This window comes from Deinococcus radiopugnans ATCC 19172 (assembly GCF_006335125.1).
Classification (GTDB): Bacteria; Deinococcota; Deinococci; order Deinococcales; family Deinococcaceae; genus Deinococcus; species Deinococcus radiopugnans.
In genome coordinates this window covers 1-16,128 of record NZ_VDMO01000024.1, presented here as the reverse complement: position 1 = coordinate 16,128, position 16,128 = coordinate 1, and the positions used below count along the sequence as shown (strand labels likewise).

The following is a 16,128-nucleotide window of genomic DNA, read 5'->3' as shown; positions in this document are numbered from 1 at the left end:
AGAGGGTCGCCCGCGTCGGCGGAAGGAAAGTCAGGGCGTTCAGAAGCTCGGCGCAGCGTTCGCCTGCCGGGGGCGGGGGTGGCCGGCGGTGATCAGCGTGACGCCCAGCAGGCCCCACGCCAGGATGGTATGCGCGTCGAACAGGTACGGCACCTCCGCGCCCAGCGCCTGCTGAATCACCATCAGGGGAAGGAAGGCCCCCATGAACAGCGGCACGAAACGCCGCCAGCCGCTCAACTGGCGCGAGACGATGGCGGCGACGCCCACGACGAGCGTGAGAACCATGCTCAGCGGCCAGGCCAGGTCTGTGACCATGTAGAGGGCATTCCCGGTCGGCACCCTCAGCAGGTCCATGGCCGACTGCAAGATCGCCAGGGTCACGGTGACGCTCAGGACGTTCAGGAGCCAGCGGCCCGCCTGGCCCGTCCCGGTGGCCCGCAGCCAGCGCAGGCCGAGGACGCCGCACAGCCAGCCCACCGAGAACAGACCGTAGAGCAGCGCCCCGATGGGGTCAGTGTTCTCGTTGGCGACCTTCTGAAAGCCGTGCCGGGCCGCCTCAATGGTCATCGCGGGCGCGGTGAGCAGGGTGACGAGGCCGAGGGTTCGCAAGGTGGTTGCATTCATAGGTTCTCCTGGTGGGGCAGCACGCCCCTGTGGACTGCGGGCAGTGGAAGAAACGGTGGATGAGCAGCGGATGATGGGCGGGGACAGTGCGGGCAGCGAGCCAGAGGGGCGGCCTCGCCGTCTGTAGACAGAACTGCGCAGGCCGCGCGGCCCTGGACACTCAGGGCAGGCGCACTTCCAGCGACATGTTCAGGTCCGTGGGGCTGTAGTCGCGCAGAAAACCGCCGGTGTACGTGGTCCTGTACGGTTGATCCGAGTCGGGGGTGCGGCGGCGAAGTTCCAGCGGGCGGCCATTCAGGCTGGCCGTGACCGCGTAGGTGCCGTACATCACGTTGGGAATCAGCCAGCCGCTGCCGGTGCGGATGGGGCTGAGCGTCCTGGCCTGACCCGCCGTGCCGTCGGCCAGCCGGCCCACCGGCTTCAGGACCACCTGAACCTTTTTCCAGTCAAACGACTCGTCGTTGTCGTTCACGTCGCGCTCGAACATCACCTTGCCCAGGTTGCCGTAGGGATCGGCGGACGTGACGGGTTTGGGCCGGAACACGAAATCCACCACGCCGCCCACCCGGCCCGGCACCTCGTCGCTTCCCCTGGGGTGCAGCGCCGCGCCCACACTTTCCTCGCCGTAACGCAGGTTCAGTCGGGCGGTCACGCGCCAGGTGGTGGGGGCCACCCGCACGTCGATGCGGTAGCGCCCCTGCGCGTCGGTGGTGGCCGAGAGGTTGCTGTTGGAGACCAGCAGGTTGTCGGCGTTGATGGTGGCCCCGGCCAGCGGCTGCCCCGCTTCGTTGCGGACGGTGCCGACGATAAAACCTTTCTGGGCGGGCGTCGGCGCAGGCGCGGCCAGGGTGAGGGGAGCGCAGGCGACGGCGAGCAGCAGCAGGGGCCTGAACCGTTTTATGGTTGTCCAGCACGCCGCGCCGATCAACGTTCGGGGGTGGCGCAGAGGGACATCGACGACGCTCATCGCGGCTGCACCACGTCCACGTTGAGGGTCATGCCCGTCCCCGCCGTGTATTCCATCGCCACCGTCGCCCTGGGGCCGTAACTGCCGCCCCGCGCCTTGAGCCACAGCGGCCCCTTGCCCGACAGCGAGCGGGCCGTGACCACGTAGGTGCCCTGCGGCACCTCGAAGGGCAACTGCGCCCACCGCAGCGTGACGGGGGTGCCGGCCGTGCCGTCCAGCAGCGGCCCGTCCGGCGTGGCCGTGAACTCCACGTCGTCGAACTCGGGCATGTCGCCCGCTTCCGACAGACCGAGGTTGGCGAACAACCGGGCTCCGTAATACCCGCCGTTTGGGGTTTTGCCGGTGAGCCTGAGCGTGAAGTGACGCACCGCACCGTCCTTGCCGAGAAAGGCAGCTGGATTGTCCACCTCTGGATAGAGCGTGTACTGCTGTCCGTGAGACGTCACGGTCAGGTTGGCCACGGCCGTCCACGAGTTCAGGATGGGCATCGCCGAGAGATCCAGGTCATAGCGGCCCTGGGCATCGGTGGTTGTCCAGACTTCCGAGCCGTCCAGCACGGTGTTGTCGGCCCCCACCCGCACGCCGGCAAGTGGCTTGCCCTGCGAGGTTTTCACCGTGCCGGTGAGATGAAAAGGCCGTGCGGTACTGGTGTTCGGGATGCCCGGCGCAGGTGGCGCCTTGCGGGGCGGCGTCTCGGCGTTGCCCGCCCCGCAGGCGGACAGGGTCGTGAGACTCAGGGCGAGCAGCAGCAGTTTCGCGTATTTCATGGTTGACCTCTTTCGTGTGGATTCTTTTGAGCTACGGGGAGCGTAGACGGCGGGGGATGATGGCCGGATGACGCTTCAGGTGTAGGTCATGCGCCCCGCAGCGAGCGCAGCCACAGCCCCGCCCACGCGGCCAGCAGCAGCGCCGGAAAGACGGGCGGCCAGCCGCTGCCCACGCCGTACAGGGCCGCCAGCAGGCACAGCAGCCCCAGGCCGAAGGCGGAGGCGAAGAGCCAACCCAGCAGCCAGACCGTCAGCGTGATCAGGGCGTCCATCTCAAGTCATCTCCTTTACGTGCGGTTGAGTCGGGGCCTCAGGGGTTCTTGAGGAACAGCTCCAGCGTGGGGCCGTAGCGGTCGCCCGCGTCGTGGAACTCGGCCAGCACTCTGGGCGCAAAGGTTTTCTGATCCGCCGAGCTGAGCAAAAGCTGCTGTCTGGCACCGTTCAGGGTCTGGCTGGCGCTGACCTGATAGCGGCCCAGCGGCACGTTCTGAATGCCGGAGCCGGTCACGAAGGGGCGCGTGAAGGTCTTCGTGCTGCCCAGAATGTTGGGGCCGTCCGGCGTAAAGGTCAGTTGCAGCGTGTCGTAATTCAGCTCCACGTCTGAATGGGCAACGTAAGTGTTGACCGTCCCGGCGGGGGCGTCGCTGGCCCTGAAGGTGAAGTCGCGCACCGCGCCTTTCGAGCCGTCGAAGGGGGTGTCGTTGTTCGGCGAGAGCCGCACCTCGAAGGTCTGCGCGCCCAGCTTCATGCGGTAATACGCGCCCGCTGCCCAGGTGCCGGGCTGGTGGGCCAGCGGAATGCGGTAGCGCCCCTGCGCGTCGGTCTTGCCCACCGCGTTCATGTTGTAGAAGGCGGTGTGGTCGGCGAAGACCTCCACCCCGGCCAGCGGCTCGCCGCCCTCGGTCTTCACGGTGCCGCTCATCGTCCATGCGGCGGCGGTGCCGGGCTGCGGCTGAGCTGGACTGGGTTTCTGGGGCGAGGGTGTGGTGGGCGTGCCGCTGGCGGCGGAGCCTCCAGAGCAGGCGCAGAGGGTGGCGACGGTCAGCAGCAGGGTCAGAGCAATGTCTTTCTTCATGACCAGAGCGTAGAAAGGGCCGGATGATTGGAGGATGATGGGCATTCCCCTGATGCGCCGAAGGAGAGGAGCGTCCCCTCGGCGTCCGTTCTGCCCAGCAAAAATTCCTCTTGGATTGTGGAGCTGGGTACGAGAAAGAGGCCAGCGGACTTTTCCGCCGGCCTCCCGATGGGCCGCGACTTCAGAACACCTGGGTGTCGAACTCGTCCATCTCGCTGAGATAATCGCGCAGCCAGTTCAAGAAATTGGTCTGGGTGTAGCCGCCCGTCAGGAAATAACTGGCGTCCAGATACGGATCGCCGTCCTTGTCGAGGTACGCCTGCGTGTACCAGTTGGCGTTCCAGGTCGAGATCAGATCGACCAGATTCGCCTTCATCTTCGAGCGGTCATAGCGGGTGCTGACCGTGACGCGCTGGCAATCTCCCGCCTTGCAGCCAGAGAGATACAGGTACAGGGCTTCGCCGTTAACCTTGACCGCAATCGAAGGATCGGTCTTGGCATCGCCGAGACGCAGCGACGGCTGATACCCTGCTGCCGTCAGCACCTGCACCAGCGTGGCGGGCCGGGCGTCCAGCACCGGCCCGGAAGCGGCGGCAGCAACGGAGAAAAAGGCGCAAACGAGCGGCACAGGCGTGAGCTTGGTCATGAACCCACTCTAGAAACGCGGCAGTGATGCGGGGATGCCATGACGCCCCTCAGCCGGGAAGGCACGCGGGCTGGGTGGCCCCCGGAATGCGCCGCATGACCTGTCCCGTGTGGGCGTCGATCACCAGCAGCGTGAAGTCCGAGGTGGGGGGCGTGTCGCGGTTCGCCCTGATCAGCTCCCCCGGTTTCGGCTGCGCGACGCTGAGGGCCACCTGCCGCCCGTCCGCGAGCCAGCACGCCCCGCCCAGCAGCGTGGTCCGTCCGGGCGCGGGGGTCAGGGCGTTCAGCCGCAGCCGGGACCGGGCCTTGAGGTCGGCGATATACGCCACCGTCGGCGTCTCGGCGTTGCTGATATGCGTGGTCTGGAGCAGCAACAGCGACTGCCCGTCCGGCGAGGGAAGGACGTTCAGCGCGCTGCCCGCGTAGGTTCCCAGCCAGCCCAGGGCGCGCAGCGTGACATCGGCCACCTGCACCTGAAACACCGCGAAGGTGGTGCTGCCCCCGCTGCCGACGCCCCAGCCCGCGTTCGCGGCGAAATAGACCTGGCGGCCACTCCGGGTGACTTGCGGCGGCGTGACCACCCAGTTGTGATCGTGGGCCTGGGTGCGGGGGTCAAGTTGCGCCGCAAAGGTCTTGAGGAGCGGGTCCCGGCGCAGGGCCGTCATCAGGTTCTGCGGCAGCTTGCGGCTGAATACCTCGGTGCCGGGCCGCGCGCCGGGACCGTACAGCAGCACGCCGGGGTCTTCCGCCGACTGAATGCTGCCCAGGGTGGCCGTGACCTCACCGTCCCGCGAGGTGGTCTGGTACAGCGGCGTCTGGTTGGGGACAAACGCCTGGTGACTGACGAGGTTCCAGCCCACCGTGCCGAGATCGGTTCCGGCGATCAGGGTGCGCCCGTCGCCCTCCCAGGTCAGCCAGCGGGCACGCTGCACGGCGTTCGCTCCAGTCCTGATCACGCTACTCAGCGGGAAAGAGGCCGTGTAGGGTGACTTGCTCAGACGCGGCGTGAGCGGTGGCACGGCGGCGGCGTTCACGTCCGCACCTTTCGGCCCGGTCAGGAAGGCGAGGGTGCCGCTTGTCGGGGACGCCGCCAGCAGCGCGGCGCCGCGCGAACCCGGAACGCGCCTGGGCGGGGTTGCGGCGTTGGTGGTCACCCAGACCTCGCTCCCCTTGAGGTAGGCCAGGGCGGGAGCGGAGGCCGCGTGCTGGAACGGCAGCAGGCCGCCCAGCACCAGGAACAGGTTCAGCACCATTTTCATGCCTGCACGGTGCCTGACCGTGCGTGATCCGGGGATGACAGCGCGCCGCACCATCTTCGGCCTAAACCGCAGATTCCCCCGGTCAGGCTCACGATGCTGTTCAGACGCGCGAGAACGTCCGGTGCGTCCAGACGTTCGGCGAAGCGCTGAACCCCCTGGTCCGTTAAGGGTTCCAGTTCAATGCGGGGGCCGAGCCGCCCTTCGCGCTGGTCTGGAGCAGATGCGCTGCGCCAGGTCGAAGTTCGCCGCTGTGGAACGCCATGAGGTAGAGGCGCAGTCTGGCTCCGGCGACCGCCAGGGGACCAAGACCACCTGTGCCCCCAATCCAGTGACGAGTCTCCTGTGTCGGCCTCGCAGCGACGATTTCATGCCCTGACCCTCCACCCGTGCTGGCGGTCATGTCGGCGCCGTCATTCCCGGATCATCCCGCCCCGCCTAGGGTGCAGCCTGACCGGAGATCCCTGCCGGACTGGAGACGACATGAACAAGATTTCCCGCCCGTGGTTCCTCTGAGGTGGCCCCAAAAGTTGGATGGTTCCAAGTCGAGACTCGGCTCAGGTCAAGGCGAGAACATCATCGTTCCCTGCCCACCCAGGGGACGGGCCAGCGCTGGACAGAGTCTCTGGCACCGCGTCGGCCAACCATACAATCTGGATCAGGTGGACCCCAATAGGCGATGGGCAGACGGCAGCTGCACGGCGCAGCGCTTATGCTACGTGGCAGACGGGCCATTGCGCGGAGCCACGCCCTGACGCCCTCCAGAGAGCCTGCCGACGGGGACCTCCTGTCAATTCAGATGGGACAACCGCCTTCTGCGTCGTGTCCCGCCCAGATCGAGGGCCTTGCCGAACCTGTCCTCTTCTTCACTTGTGTTCACCCTCAACCCTGTTGCCAGGCGTGGCCCGGCGGCCGAAAGGAGTTTTTTGATGGACAGCATGATCTACGCCTCGGTTCGTCAGGTGAGTTCCACCTGGTATTACATCGCCACGGTCCAGCACCAATCGCATTCGGCGGCCCTGAGTCTGGCCATGATGCAAGCGGAGATCTATCTGAGTGACCTGGGCCTCGTGGACGCAGCGGCCCAACCCTATCTGGCAGGCGCACGCACGGCCATCGACGGCGTCCTGCAAGGACGGCTGCAAAATTAGGGGGCGCGGGTGCGCCCTGATTTTCACTCCACCCATGGAGGCGAACCCATGCCGAATTCAACCGTGACCCTGCGCTGGGTCCCTGGCACCACGGACCGGGTGCGTTTCGAGAAAGGGGGCCGCACGTTTACCGTGCTGCTGCGGGACGTCCACCAACACGACGCGCAGAGCGTCGGCGCGCTGTACCTCAAGGGCAAAGTCATCCTCGCGGTGAGCCGCGTGCATCTGTCAGACCTGATGGGGATCTTGCGCCAGCATGTCACGTCCGAAGTTCAGGGAACCCCAGCAGGGGCCTGGGTGGATGCCGGGGGCCTGGCCGCAGATGAACCAGGGGATAGAGGGGATCCCGGTACTCCTTGAGCTGAGCGGCGCCCAAAGAGCAGCGGCAACAGCGTCATCGGACGGTCACCTGACCAGAAGCAGAACTCTGGTCCAGGCAGCAGTTCACCCGGCCTAGAGTCGGGACATGACGGTCTCCCCGGCCCGCATGAGGGCGACCCATGCCACGCCCCACAACCCCACCTGATCTCCAGCTCCCCGCTCAGGCACTCACAGCGAGTGTCCACAGCGTCGTCATCGCCGACGCCCGGCAACCGGACCTGCCCATCATCTACGTCAATCCGGCCTTCGAGCGCCTGAGCAGGTACCTGGCGGGCGAGATTCTCAGGCGCAACTGCCGCTTTCTTCAGAGGCAGGACCCCAACACCGTTTCCAGGCAGGCACTCAGACAGGCCGTGGGGCAGGGGTACAGCACCACGATTTTGCTGCGCAATTTCCGCGGGGACGGCACGCCGTTTGACAACGAGTTGACCCTCAGTCCGATTCGTGACGCCGAAGGGATCGTCAAGCACTTCGTGGCCTTCCAGTCGGGAGAGGCTCGGAAGTCCGGACGCTACAGTGATCTATGGCCCGCCGGCCGGGATCACCACCGCCGGGCGCGCTCGCTCCTCTCTATGGCCGCGAGCACGATCTGCGCCAATTGCTGAAGCTGCTCCAGGGTGGGGTGCGGCTGCTCACCCTGCGCGGGCCCGGTGGGATCGGCAAGACCGCCCTGGCCCACCACCTGGCCTGCGCGGTCAGGCAATAGAGTCAGCCCCAGTTTCATCGCGTGCAGTTCATCGACCTCAGTGCCGTCCACGACCCTGGGCAGGTGCTGGGCGTGATTGCGGCCGCCCTGCCCAACAGTGAACCCAGGGGCGAACCAGAATGGCGAATCCAGAACTTCACGGCCAACCGCCCCACCCTGCTGATCCTGGACAACTTTGACCGACTCCTGCCTGCCGCTCCAAGCCTGGATCACCTGCTGGCCAGCGCAATACATCTGCGGCTGGTGGTGACGAGTAGGGCAGCCCTGCTCCTGCACGGTGAAGTTGAGTACCCGGTGGGGCCGCTCGCACTGCCCCACCGCATGCTCAACGCCGCCTCGAGCGGCGCGGTGCAGTTGTTCGTGTCGCGCGTGCAGGCCCTGACGCCCACGTTCGCGCTGAGCGAACCCAACACCGCCCAGGTCATGCGACTGTGCGAGTTGCTCGAGGGGGTGCCGCTGGCGCTGGAACTGGCGGCCATGCGCACCCGCACGTATGCCCTGGGGGACCTGCTGACCCAGCTGGACCATCCACTGGAGGTGCTCAAGGCGGACTTCCGGGACCGGCCCGAACGCCTGCGGTCCCTGCGGGCGACCGTGCAATGGAGCTACGGGCTGCTCGACGACGTGGACCGGGCGGTGTTCGAATGCTGCGCCGTGTTTAGCGGTCCGTTCAGTCCGCAAGCCTTGGCCGAGGTCTGGGGCTCGTCTGAAGTGCTGGAGCGGGCGGAAACGCTGCTGGAGCAGAGCCTGCTCCAGCGGCTGGACACCTCAGCGACACTGTGGAAGATGCTTCAACCGCTTCGGGAACTGGCGCTGGAACACCTGGAGGGCCACCCGTATGAGGCCGTCTGGCGCGAGCGACACGCGCGGCACTTCTTGGAAATGATCGAGGAGCTCCAGCGCAACTGGCAGCATGAGAGCGTGGACCGCCGGGACGCCTTCCTGCCGCATTACCCGAACATCCGGGCTGGCATGGTCTGGGCCGTGGAGGGGCGGCGCTCGGATTTGGCCTACCGCTATCTCGGCGCGCTCGGTGGCCTGTGGGTGGCTTTCGGCCTGCTGGTGCAGGAATGGCCGCTGGTGGAGCGGGTGCTGGCCCTACCCGCGCCTGAAGACCGCGCCACGCTCCTCCGGGCGCTGCAGGTTAGCCTGGACGGCCTGAAATGGACGGGGCAATTCCAGGCGCTCGAGGCGCGGGCGTCCAAGGTGCTGGCGCTGTGCCGCGAGCTGGGCGATGTGGAGGGAATGGCCCGGTCCAACCTCACTCTGGCCCGCGTGGCGCGTGAGCGCAGTCAGCCGGAACAGGCGTGGGCAATCACGCAGCGGATCATCTGCGACTGGCGCGACCGGGTGGGAGACGGACAGCCCACCCGAAGGCAGCGGATGCTGCACGCCAGTGTTCACCTGAGCGGGGCGCTGGTGCTGCTGGAACTGGGCCGCCACGCGCAGGCCCTGGAGTATGCCCAGCTGTCCTGCGCGGCCTTCCGGGAGGCGGGTGACCGAGTCTTCGAGATGAACGCCAGGATCGCGGTGGGCCACCTGCTGGTGTACCTGAACCGGCGGCCCGAAGCCAGAACCCTGCTGCTGGCCTGCCTTCACGACGCGGTGGAGGGGGGCCTCAGGGGCACGGTGCGTGACGCACTGCGTCTGGGCCTGACCCTTGTGGCGGCGGAGCAGCAAGACTGGATCACGCTGGTGCAGTTCGTCGCCTTCGTGAACGATCCCGTTGGGGAGCGCTCACAAGGCATGCTGCACCGCCGTCTGCAGCGGGCCTTGGCCCATGCCCGTGAGGTGCTGGGCGAGGCGGCGTATCAGCGGGCCTGGACGACTGGGACCCAACTTCAGGTACCCGACATCGTGGAACTGGCTGAGCGGCTGGCCCAGATGCCGATCTCGCCGCCCTGTCCGGGTCTGACGCCCAGGGAGCTCGAGATGCTGGCGCTGGTGGCGCAGGGCCACCCAGACCGCCGGGTGGCGCGGCTGCTGGACATCAGCCCCGGCACCGCCAGCAAGCACGCCGGGAACCTGCTGGGCAAGCTGGGCCTGCACAACCGCGTGGAACTCGCCCGTTGGGCCATCGAGCATGGGCTGGCCGGCGAGACAAGGCCCACGCCGCCCCTGTAACAGCGCGGTCTTGCCCAGGGCTGCACACCAGCACCAACAGAAGAGAGGCGGACACACAAAAGACTGCACGCAAAAGTTGCGTAAAAAATATATGCTGGACGGCTGTCTGACGGCTTTTGATGCCTGAGCCGTCTGCCCAGGGGCCACGGGCATACTTAATTCTACCAAGGTCACCTGCCCGCGCCGTACTTATTTCTGGCGATGTGCTTTGAACTGGCAACGCGCATCCTGGGGACATCAGCCCAGCGCTGAGATCAGGGAGGAGCTCACCCGGCTCCCCAGGTTTCCGGCATTGTCCGCCCGTCTCTCTTCGCGCCGTCCCTGGTTCCGTCTGGAATGAGAGGCGCGCTGGCAGGCCAGCCCTGCCCAGGAGAACGCACCATGCCCACCCTTCATCTGTTGCCCCGCCGCCTGGCCGTCGCGTTGCTCACCCTGGGGCTGCTGGGCGCGCCTGGGGCGCTTGGGAGACTGGCAGTCCCCGCTGAGGAGATTGGCAACCGGTTGACGGAGATGTCCGGAACCGGGCTGAAGTTCGCCGATTGTGAGCAGCGCCTACAGACCCTGGAAACCATGCTGGGCAGGGCGGGGTACGTCTCCAGGCGCTCGCACCTGGGCGCGGACGCCGTCATGACCGCCCTGTGGTACCACCCGCAGCGTCACACATCCGTGGTGGCGTTCTCGGGCTGGCAGGCGGCTGACAACGCCTTCTCGGCGAAGGAACTGGACGGCGAGGTGCGCTGGAACGAACTTCTGGCCACGCCTTGACCTGAGGCTCACCAGGGTCAGCTGAACAACGGTCCGGCTCAGCGGTCTTCGCCCGGACTGGAGGTCTCTGCCCCCGCTGTCTATCTCCACACCATTCCCCGCACGCCTTTCAACTGTCAAGGAGAACCGCCATGAAAAAGAGGTTGTGCGTCCTGCTGACCCTGACCGCCCTAAATGGCATGAATCCCGGCCTCGCGGCGACGATGCCCCTGGCCACGGTGGTGGCCAATTCCAGCACGGGAGACGTGCTGGTCTACGACGGCCTGTACACCGAAAGCGCCTGGCAGGGCGTCGCCCTGCCCCCTGAAGTGATGATGGCGCTGGGGGACCCCCGCAAGATGGGGCTGACGGCAGGAGACCTGCCGAGCAACGTCACCGTCAGTGTGCGCCCCTCGCACGCCGCGGGCGTGGTTGGACTGAAAGTCTCGCGCAAGGACAAGACCCAAGCGGTGCACCAGATGGGCACCCTGACCCTGAGCAATCCCGCCACGGGGTACAGCTACGCCGTGCAGGCGTTGGTCATCGGACAGGAACGGTCTGCAAAGTGATGTTCTGATCACCCACCCCTCTCTTCCCGGCTTCAGGAGAGAGGGTGTTGGTGAATTCTTGAGGGAGTCATGCCTGGGGACCGTGTCACCTGCCGCCATGCTGCCTCATCACGGTCAAGCCATGGACCAGTGGGCGTGCAAACACCACGCCAGCGGCCAGACCACCGACGAACCCACTTTGGGCGCGTGCTGGGACGCCGACCGGCTCGATCTGCCCCGCGTCGGGATTTAACCTCAGGCGAGGTCTCTGAACACCGTGGCGGGTAGAGCGCAGGCGCTGCGGCTGTTCCCCACGGCGCAACCGACCGGAGCCTGTGATCCCGTGACCCACGCACCGGTAAGATGGCAGGACATCACAGTGAAGTGTGAGATTGAGCTCTATCCCGAACCGCTTCATTCTGATGCACAACAGGGGGATCAGTATGACGGCTACCGAGAACCGTGAACGCTCTCAAGCTCTCTACGAAGCCTTCGGCCGTGGGGACATCCCCACCGTTCTGGCGAGCCTTGACCCAGATGTAGAGTGGATCGAGGCCGAAGGCGGCCCTTACCCTGGAACATCTCGAAGCCCGGATGCCGTACTCCAGAACGTATTTATGAGGCTCAGGACGGAATGGGACGGGTTCACCGTCACTCCCCATCAATTCGTGGCAAGTGATGACACTGTGGTCATGATTGGAGAGTACGGCGGAACTTACAAGGCTACTGGAAAGAGCATTCACATTCCTGTCGTTCACGTCTGGACGCTTCGTGATGGGAAGGCAACCCGTTTTGTGCAGCATACGGATACCGTACTGTTCCAGCGCGCGCTTGAACCGTAGGCTCCCAGTGACACACGCTCAGGCCCCGCGCCACGCACTCCTCCTGAGCCCTGAGACACGCCGACAACCGGGGAGTCCACGTGGACCCTGCGTTGTCCCAGGGTCGCGGCAGGAATAGGTTGATTCTTCCAGGCGCAAGGTTCAAACCACCGGCTTTAGTCGGTGAGCTTTCAGCTTTTAGGCTGAGGGTATGGACTATCGGTATGGGAGCCACACCGCCTATAACATCGAGGACCACTTCGTCTGGGTGACCACATCTCGCGACAAGGTGCTGAAGGGGGACGTGGCCGCCCGGCGCCCGGCTGCGGGAGTTGGTGCGCCAAACGTGCGAGGCCTTCGAGATTCGGATTCTCAAGGGCGTTGTCCGTCAGGATCACGTTCATATTCTGGTGCGCGCGCCCCCCACCCTGGCCCCGAGTGAGATCATGCGTCGGATCAAGGGACGGAGTGCAGCCAAACTGTTCGAGGCGTTCCCGATGCTGAAGAAGCGCTCCTGGGGGCGGCACTTCTGGGCACGGGGGGACTTCTGCTCGACGGTGGGGCACGTGACCGAGGAGATGGAGGGGGCGTATCTCGAGCATCACTTCGAGCCGAACCCGAATGACGATTTCAGGACAGAGGATGAACGCTCCTGACGGCGCGTATCCCGACTTTCACTCGCTCTCTTCAACCCACCGGCTTAGCCGGTGGTTGTTTAGTCCATCACCACCGAGAGATCTTCCCGGACAGCAACCGATTTTGCCAGCCACACGAGAAGCTGTTCATGCCCCTTCGCGGTATTCGCAACGGTTTTGACGACACCGATCCGTGTCAGGGACCCAGGCCCATGAACTTGGAGGAGGCAGGCGTACCGTCCACTTTTGCCGACATCGAGACCCAGTACAAACATAAAAACCCCCAAAAAAGGGAAACAGAGGGTCACCACCCGGGTCCGGTCGGCGGGATGTTGTGTGCAGGCTTGAAAGGCCTCAGAGACTGTTGCGCCTGATCGAAGGGGCCTCGAGCAGGCCAGGATTTGTTGGGCGATCTTGGAGGATCAAACTTGCCAGCAGGCTTGTCGGCTCGAGTGGGAGTGACGAGCCGAGCTTCCCACGACTCAGCTCAACACACAAACTTGCCACAACCGGCGAGAGGTGAGGCCGCAGGCCGCTTGAGTTTCAACCGGCCTGCTCAGCCACTCCGGTCCCGCTGGGGTTAAGGTGCCCGAACCGTCAGGCAATGCGGTCATCAAAAGTGCCGGTCTCCAGCGTCTGGTGCCGTTGTACCGGATTCGGCCTCACGCTGCCCCGCTGCGCCTTCCAGACGGCGCAGGTGAACGCGGGTGATCTTGAGGCCTTCGGTGGCCTCGGCGCTGAGGGCGTACCCCTGGGTATGAATCACGGTGCCGGGGGGCGGAACGGTGCCGTGGGCGTTGAGCAGCAGGCCCGCGACGGTGGTGGCCTCGTCGCTGCGCAGGTTCACGCCGTGGTCCTCGCGCAGTTCGCTCAGGGTGACCGCGCCGTTCAGGTGGAAGGTGCCGTCGGCGGCCACCGTGATCCAGCTGTCCAGGGTCTCCGGGCCGGCGTCCATCACGTCCTGAATCAGATCGTCGAGGGTCACAAAACCCAGGGTGCCGCCGAATTCGTCCACCACCAGCGCCGCGTGGCTGCGGCCATGCTTGAACGCGCTGAGCAGGTCCTCGGCCGGGGCGCCCGCCGCCACACCTGGCAGCGGGCGCATCAGGCCGGCCAGGGCCAGCGGGCGGCCCTGCGTGCGGGCCCGGATGAAATCCTTGATGTGCAGCACGCCCACGACGTTGTCCAGGGTGCCGGCAAAAACCGGGTAGCGGCTGCGCGGTGAGTGCTGCAGCCGGCCCAGCACCTCGTCGGCGCTGGCCTCCAGGGCCAGGGCTTCCAGGCTGCGGCGCGGGGTCATCAATTCCTCGGCGGTGCGGTCTTCCAGGGCAAAGATGTTCTGGATCAGGTCACGCTGCCGCAAGCCCAGCTGACCGCCCTCGGCACTTTCCTCGGTCACGATGCTCAGTTCCTTGCTGGTGTACAGCAGCGCGTCGGCGCCGGGTTCACGGATGCGCAGCAGGCGCATGAGGCCCAACGCCAGCGCCGTCAGCAGCGAGATCATGGGCCGGAAGGCCACGCCGAAGACGCGCATTAGCGGATGCACCCGCACGCTGATCGCCTCGGGCATCTGCAACGCCAGCGCCTTGGGAATCATCTCGCCGAAGACCACGTGCATAAACGTGATCAGGCTCAGCGCAACCACGAAGCCCACGCTGTGGGCGGCGGCGTAGGACAGCCCCCAGCCCTCGAAGGGACCGTACAGCCACGCCGCAATCGCCGGTTCGCCGTACATGCCCAGCCCCACCGAGGCCAGCGTGATGCCCAGCTGCGCCACGGCGATGTAGCGGTCCTTGCCGGTGACCTGCGCGGTCAGCTCGTACAGCCAGCGGGCTGGGCCGCTGCCGGCCTCAGCCAGCGCGAGCAGGCGGCTTCGGCGCGAGGCCACCAGCGCGAACTCGGCGGCCACGAACAGCCCGTTGAGCACCACCAGCACCACGATGATGATCACAGGAAGCGCGTAGGTCAGCATCAGCGGTCCGCGCCCTGATCGCGGTCTTCCCCGCCGCGTTCCAGCGTGAATCCCACCCGCTGCACAGTGCGGCGGTGCATGGCCGTGACGCGCAGCAGCGTGTCGCCCGCCGTCAGTTCATCGCCCACTTCAGGCAGGCGGCCCAGCCCCTGCCACAGCAGCCCGCCGATGGTGTCCACTTCGTCGGTGGGCAGGCGCAGCCCGAAACGGCCATTCAAGGCCCTGACCAGCACGTCGCCGCGCACGCTGACGTGCCGGCCCTGCACCGTCACGGGATCGTCTTCCTGATCAAACTCGTCTTGCAGCTCGCCGAAGATTTCCTCGAGCGTGTCTTCCAGCGTCAGGAAACCGGCCACACTGCCGTACTCGTCCACCACCACGGCGCTGTGCCGCCCGGCTTCACGCAGACGCAGCCACAGGCGCGGCACGCTCAGGCCCTCGGCCACGATCAGCGGCGGCACCATGACGCTGGAGACCGGGGCGCCGGGATGGGTTTCGGCGGCCAGAAACAGCCGGCGCAGGTGAACGAGGCCCACCACGTCGTCGGGGTGCTCGCCAGTCACCGGAAAGCGCGAGTAGGAGGTTGGGGCCAGCTGGTCCAGCGCTTCACGCACGCTCACTGCCGCAGGGACGCTGACCATGCGGACGCGCGGCGTCATGATTTCGCGTGCCACGCGGGTCTCGACGCCCAGCACGCCCGAGACCATGTCGCGCTCGCTGGCGTCAATCAGGCCGCCGCGCGCGCTCTGGCGGTACAGGTCCTCAAGCTCCTCAGGCGAGTGGACGTGGGCGTGGGCGTGGTCCGTGTTCAGGCCCCACGCCCGCATCGCCGCGAAGGCCGCGCCGTTGAACATCGCAATCAGCGGCCGGAACAGCAGCAGGCTGAGTTGCAGCGGGCGCAGCACCGCCACGGCCAGCCGTTCGGGATAGCGCAGCGCCACGGTTTTGGGCAGCAGTTCGCCCAGCACCACCTGCAAGATGGTGATCAGGACCAGGACGATCACGGTGGCCGCCACCGGGCCGCCCACGCTGCCCAGTACCGGCGTGAGCAGCGGCGTCAGCCGAGCCTGCCCGAACGATCCGGCCACCAGGCTGCTGAGCGTGATGCCGATCTGGCAGGCGGCCACGTAGGTGTCCAGCTGCTTGGGGTCACTGAGAATGTTCAGCAGGGCGGCGGCCCGGTTGCCGCCCTCGGCGGCGGCCTGCACCCGCGAGCGGCGCGAACCCACCGTGGCAAACTCGGCGGCCACGTACAGGGCGTTGAAGCCCACCATAGTCAGAATGACCGCCAGCGTCAGCGCAACGCTCACGCTCATGCGGCTGCCGTGCAGGGCCGGGCGGTGGGTGCGAGGCAAGCAGGGCCGGTGTGCGGCCTGGTGGGAGGCATATTGCCGGAGAATAACGTGAATTACCCTACGGCTAAAGCCGAGGGCTTCTCGTGGCACGCAGTCTCCGTTGAGACACGTTGAGCCACGAAGCGCAATCCCTGCGCCAGAATGTTCTTCGCCGCGTTCACGTCCGCATTCTCGGAGTGCCCACAGCTTAAACATTTGAAGTGTGCCTGACTGGCCCGATTCCCCCGCTCGCTCTGTACCGGACATCTTAGCTTCAAGCCGCTCCTGATGCGTGAAACGGCGTGCTCAGTAGCCTGACCAACTCAGGTAACTCGGGCAGGTTCCACCGCAGCGCATGGCACAGCTGTTCCGCGCCAT

At 66.2% G+C, this 16,128-nt stretch carries 18 protein-coding genes and 1 pseudogene; 9 read left to right on the top strand and 10 right to left on the bottom strand.

What is annotated here, in order from left to right; translation table 11 throughout:
• Positions 1-39: 39 nt before the first annotated feature.
• The 7 genes from FHR04_RS16995 to FHR04_RS16965 form a co-directional block, all read right to left on the bottom strand.
• Entirely contained in the window at positions 40-624 is a 585-nt protein-coding gene (locus FHR04_RS16995) for a hypothetical protein (RefSeq protein ID WP_139404432.1), read from the bottom strand.
• Positions 625-784: 160 nt separating this feature from the next.
• Complete coding sequence (locus FHR04_RS16990) at positions 785-1,591, bottom strand: carboxypeptidase-like regulatory domain-containing protein (protein WP_139404431.1); 807 nt, start codon at positions 1,589-1,591, stop codon at positions 785-787.
• On the bottom strand, positions 1,588-2,358 hold the full coding sequence (locus tag FHR04_RS16985; RefSeq protein WP_139404430.1) for a carboxypeptidase-like regulatory domain-containing protein: 771 nt from the start codon (positions 2,356-2,358) through the stop codon (positions 1,588-1,590). Before FHR04_RS16985 ends, FHR04_RS16990 begins: the two co-directional genes overlap by 4 nt.
• Before the next feature lie 86 nt (positions 2,359-2,444).
• Positions 2,445-2,630 (bottom strand): hypothetical protein, encoded by a 186-nt coding sequence (locus tag FHR04_RS16980; RefSeq protein ID WP_139404429.1) that lies wholly within the window; start codon positions 2,628-2,630, stop codon positions 2,445-2,447.
• A 38-nt stretch (positions 2,631-2,668) separates the two neighbouring features.
• Positions 2,669-3,433, bottom strand: a complete 765-nt coding sequence (locus FHR04_RS16975; protein ID WP_139404428.1) for a carboxypeptidase-like regulatory domain-containing protein — start codon at positions 3,431-3,433, stop codon at positions 2,669-2,671.
• 181 nt (positions 3,434-3,614) lie between these two features.
• Complete coding sequence (locus tag FHR04_RS16970; protein WP_139404427.1) at positions 3,615-4,079, bottom strand: YbjN domain-containing protein; 465 nt, start codon at positions 4,077-4,079, stop codon at positions 3,615-3,617.
• Positions 4,080-4,128: 49 nt separating this feature from the next.
• The gene (locus tag FHR04_RS16965) at positions 4,129-5,337 is read right to left on the bottom strand and encodes a hypothetical protein (RefSeq protein WP_139404426.1); all 1,209 of its coding nucleotides are present in this window, start codon (positions 5,335-5,337) and stop codon (positions 4,129-4,131) included.
• A 926-nt stretch (positions 5,338-6,263) separates the two neighbouring features.
• On the opposite strand from FHR04_RS16965, the gene FHR04_RS16960 reads away from it, so the two are divergent.
• From FHR04_RS16960 to tnpA, 9 genes and pseudogenes are all read left to right on the top strand, one after another.
• Positions 6,264-6,485: a hypothetical protein gene (locus tag FHR04_RS16960; RefSeq protein WP_139404425.1), complete on the top strand. Its 222-nt coding sequence runs from the start codon at positions 6,264-6,266 to the stop codon at positions 6,483-6,485.
• Positions 6,486-6,533: 48 nt separating this feature from the next.
• Positions 6,534-6,845, top strand: coding sequence for a hypothetical protein (locus tag FHR04_RS16955; protein ID WP_139404424.1), 312 nt, complete (start codon positions 6,534-6,536; stop codon positions 6,843-6,845).
• Positions 6,846-6,985: 140 nt separating this feature from the next.
• A complete protein-coding gene (locus tag FHR04_RS16950) occupies positions 6,986-7,471 on the top strand; it encodes a PAS domain-containing protein (RefSeq protein WP_139404423.1) in 486 nt (161 codons plus the stop codon).
• Positions 7,465-7,572, top strand: a complete 108-nt coding sequence (locus FHR04_RS21040; RefSeq protein WP_170213998.1) for a hypothetical protein — start codon at positions 7,465-7,467, stop codon at positions 7,570-7,572. The genes FHR04_RS16950 and FHR04_RS21040 overlap by 7 nt, the downstream gene beginning before the upstream one ends.
• 21 nt (positions 7,573-7,593) lie before the next feature.
• The gene (locus FHR04_RS16940) at positions 7,594-9,696 is read left to right on the top strand and encodes an ATP-binding protein (RefSeq protein ID WP_139404421.1); all 2,103 of its coding nucleotides are present in this window, start codon (positions 7,594-7,596) and stop codon (positions 9,694-9,696) included.
• A 381-nt stretch (positions 9,697-10,077) separates the two neighbouring features.
• The gene (locus FHR04_RS16935; protein ID WP_139404420.1) at positions 10,078-10,461 is read left to right on the top strand and encodes a hypothetical protein; all 384 of its coding nucleotides are present in this window, start codon (positions 10,078-10,080) and stop codon (positions 10,459-10,461) included.
• A 131-nt stretch (positions 10,462-10,592) separates the two neighbouring features.
• Positions 10,593-11,009, top strand: coding sequence for a hypothetical protein (locus tag FHR04_RS16930; protein ID WP_139404419.1), 417 nt, complete (start codon positions 10,593-10,595; stop codon positions 11,007-11,009).
• 422 nt (positions 11,010-11,431) lie between these two features.
• Positions 11,432-11,830, top strand: a complete 399-nt coding sequence (locus FHR04_RS16925; RefSeq protein ID WP_139404418.1) for a nuclear transport factor 2 family protein — start codon at positions 11,432-11,434, stop codon at positions 11,828-11,830.
• Positions 11,831-12,020: 190 nt separating this feature from the next.
• A pseudogene (tnpA, locus tag FHR04_RS16920) lies at positions 12,021-12,465 on the top strand (IS200/IS605 family transposase).
• A gap of 592 nt (positions 12,466-13,057) precedes the next feature.
• Here tnpA and FHR04_RS16910 read toward each other — a convergent pair.
• Genes FHR04_RS16910 through FHR04_RS16900 form a run of 3 tightly spaced genes read right to left on the bottom strand, consistent with a single transcriptional unit; the run spans position 13,058 to position 16,028 of the window.
• The gene (locus FHR04_RS16910; RefSeq protein WP_139404417.1) at positions 13,058-14,416 is read right to left on the bottom strand and encodes a hemolysin family protein; all 1,359 of its coding nucleotides are present in this window, start codon (positions 14,414-14,416) and stop codon (positions 13,058-13,060) included.
• A complete protein-coding gene (locus tag FHR04_RS16905) occupies positions 14,416-15,771 on the bottom strand; it encodes a hemolysin family protein (protein WP_311734737.1) in 1,356 nt (451 codons plus the stop codon). The genes FHR04_RS16910 and FHR04_RS16905 overlap by 1 nt, the downstream gene beginning before the upstream one ends.
• A gap of 53 nt (positions 15,772-15,824) precedes the next feature.
• Positions 15,825-16,028 carry a zinc ribbon domain-containing protein gene (locus tag FHR04_RS16900; RefSeq protein WP_249039178.1) on the bottom strand — a complete coding sequence of 68 codons (204 nt, stop codon included), beginning with the start codon at positions 16,026-16,028 and terminating at the stop codon, positions 15,825-15,827.
• Positions 16,029-16,128: the final 100 nt, after the last annotated feature.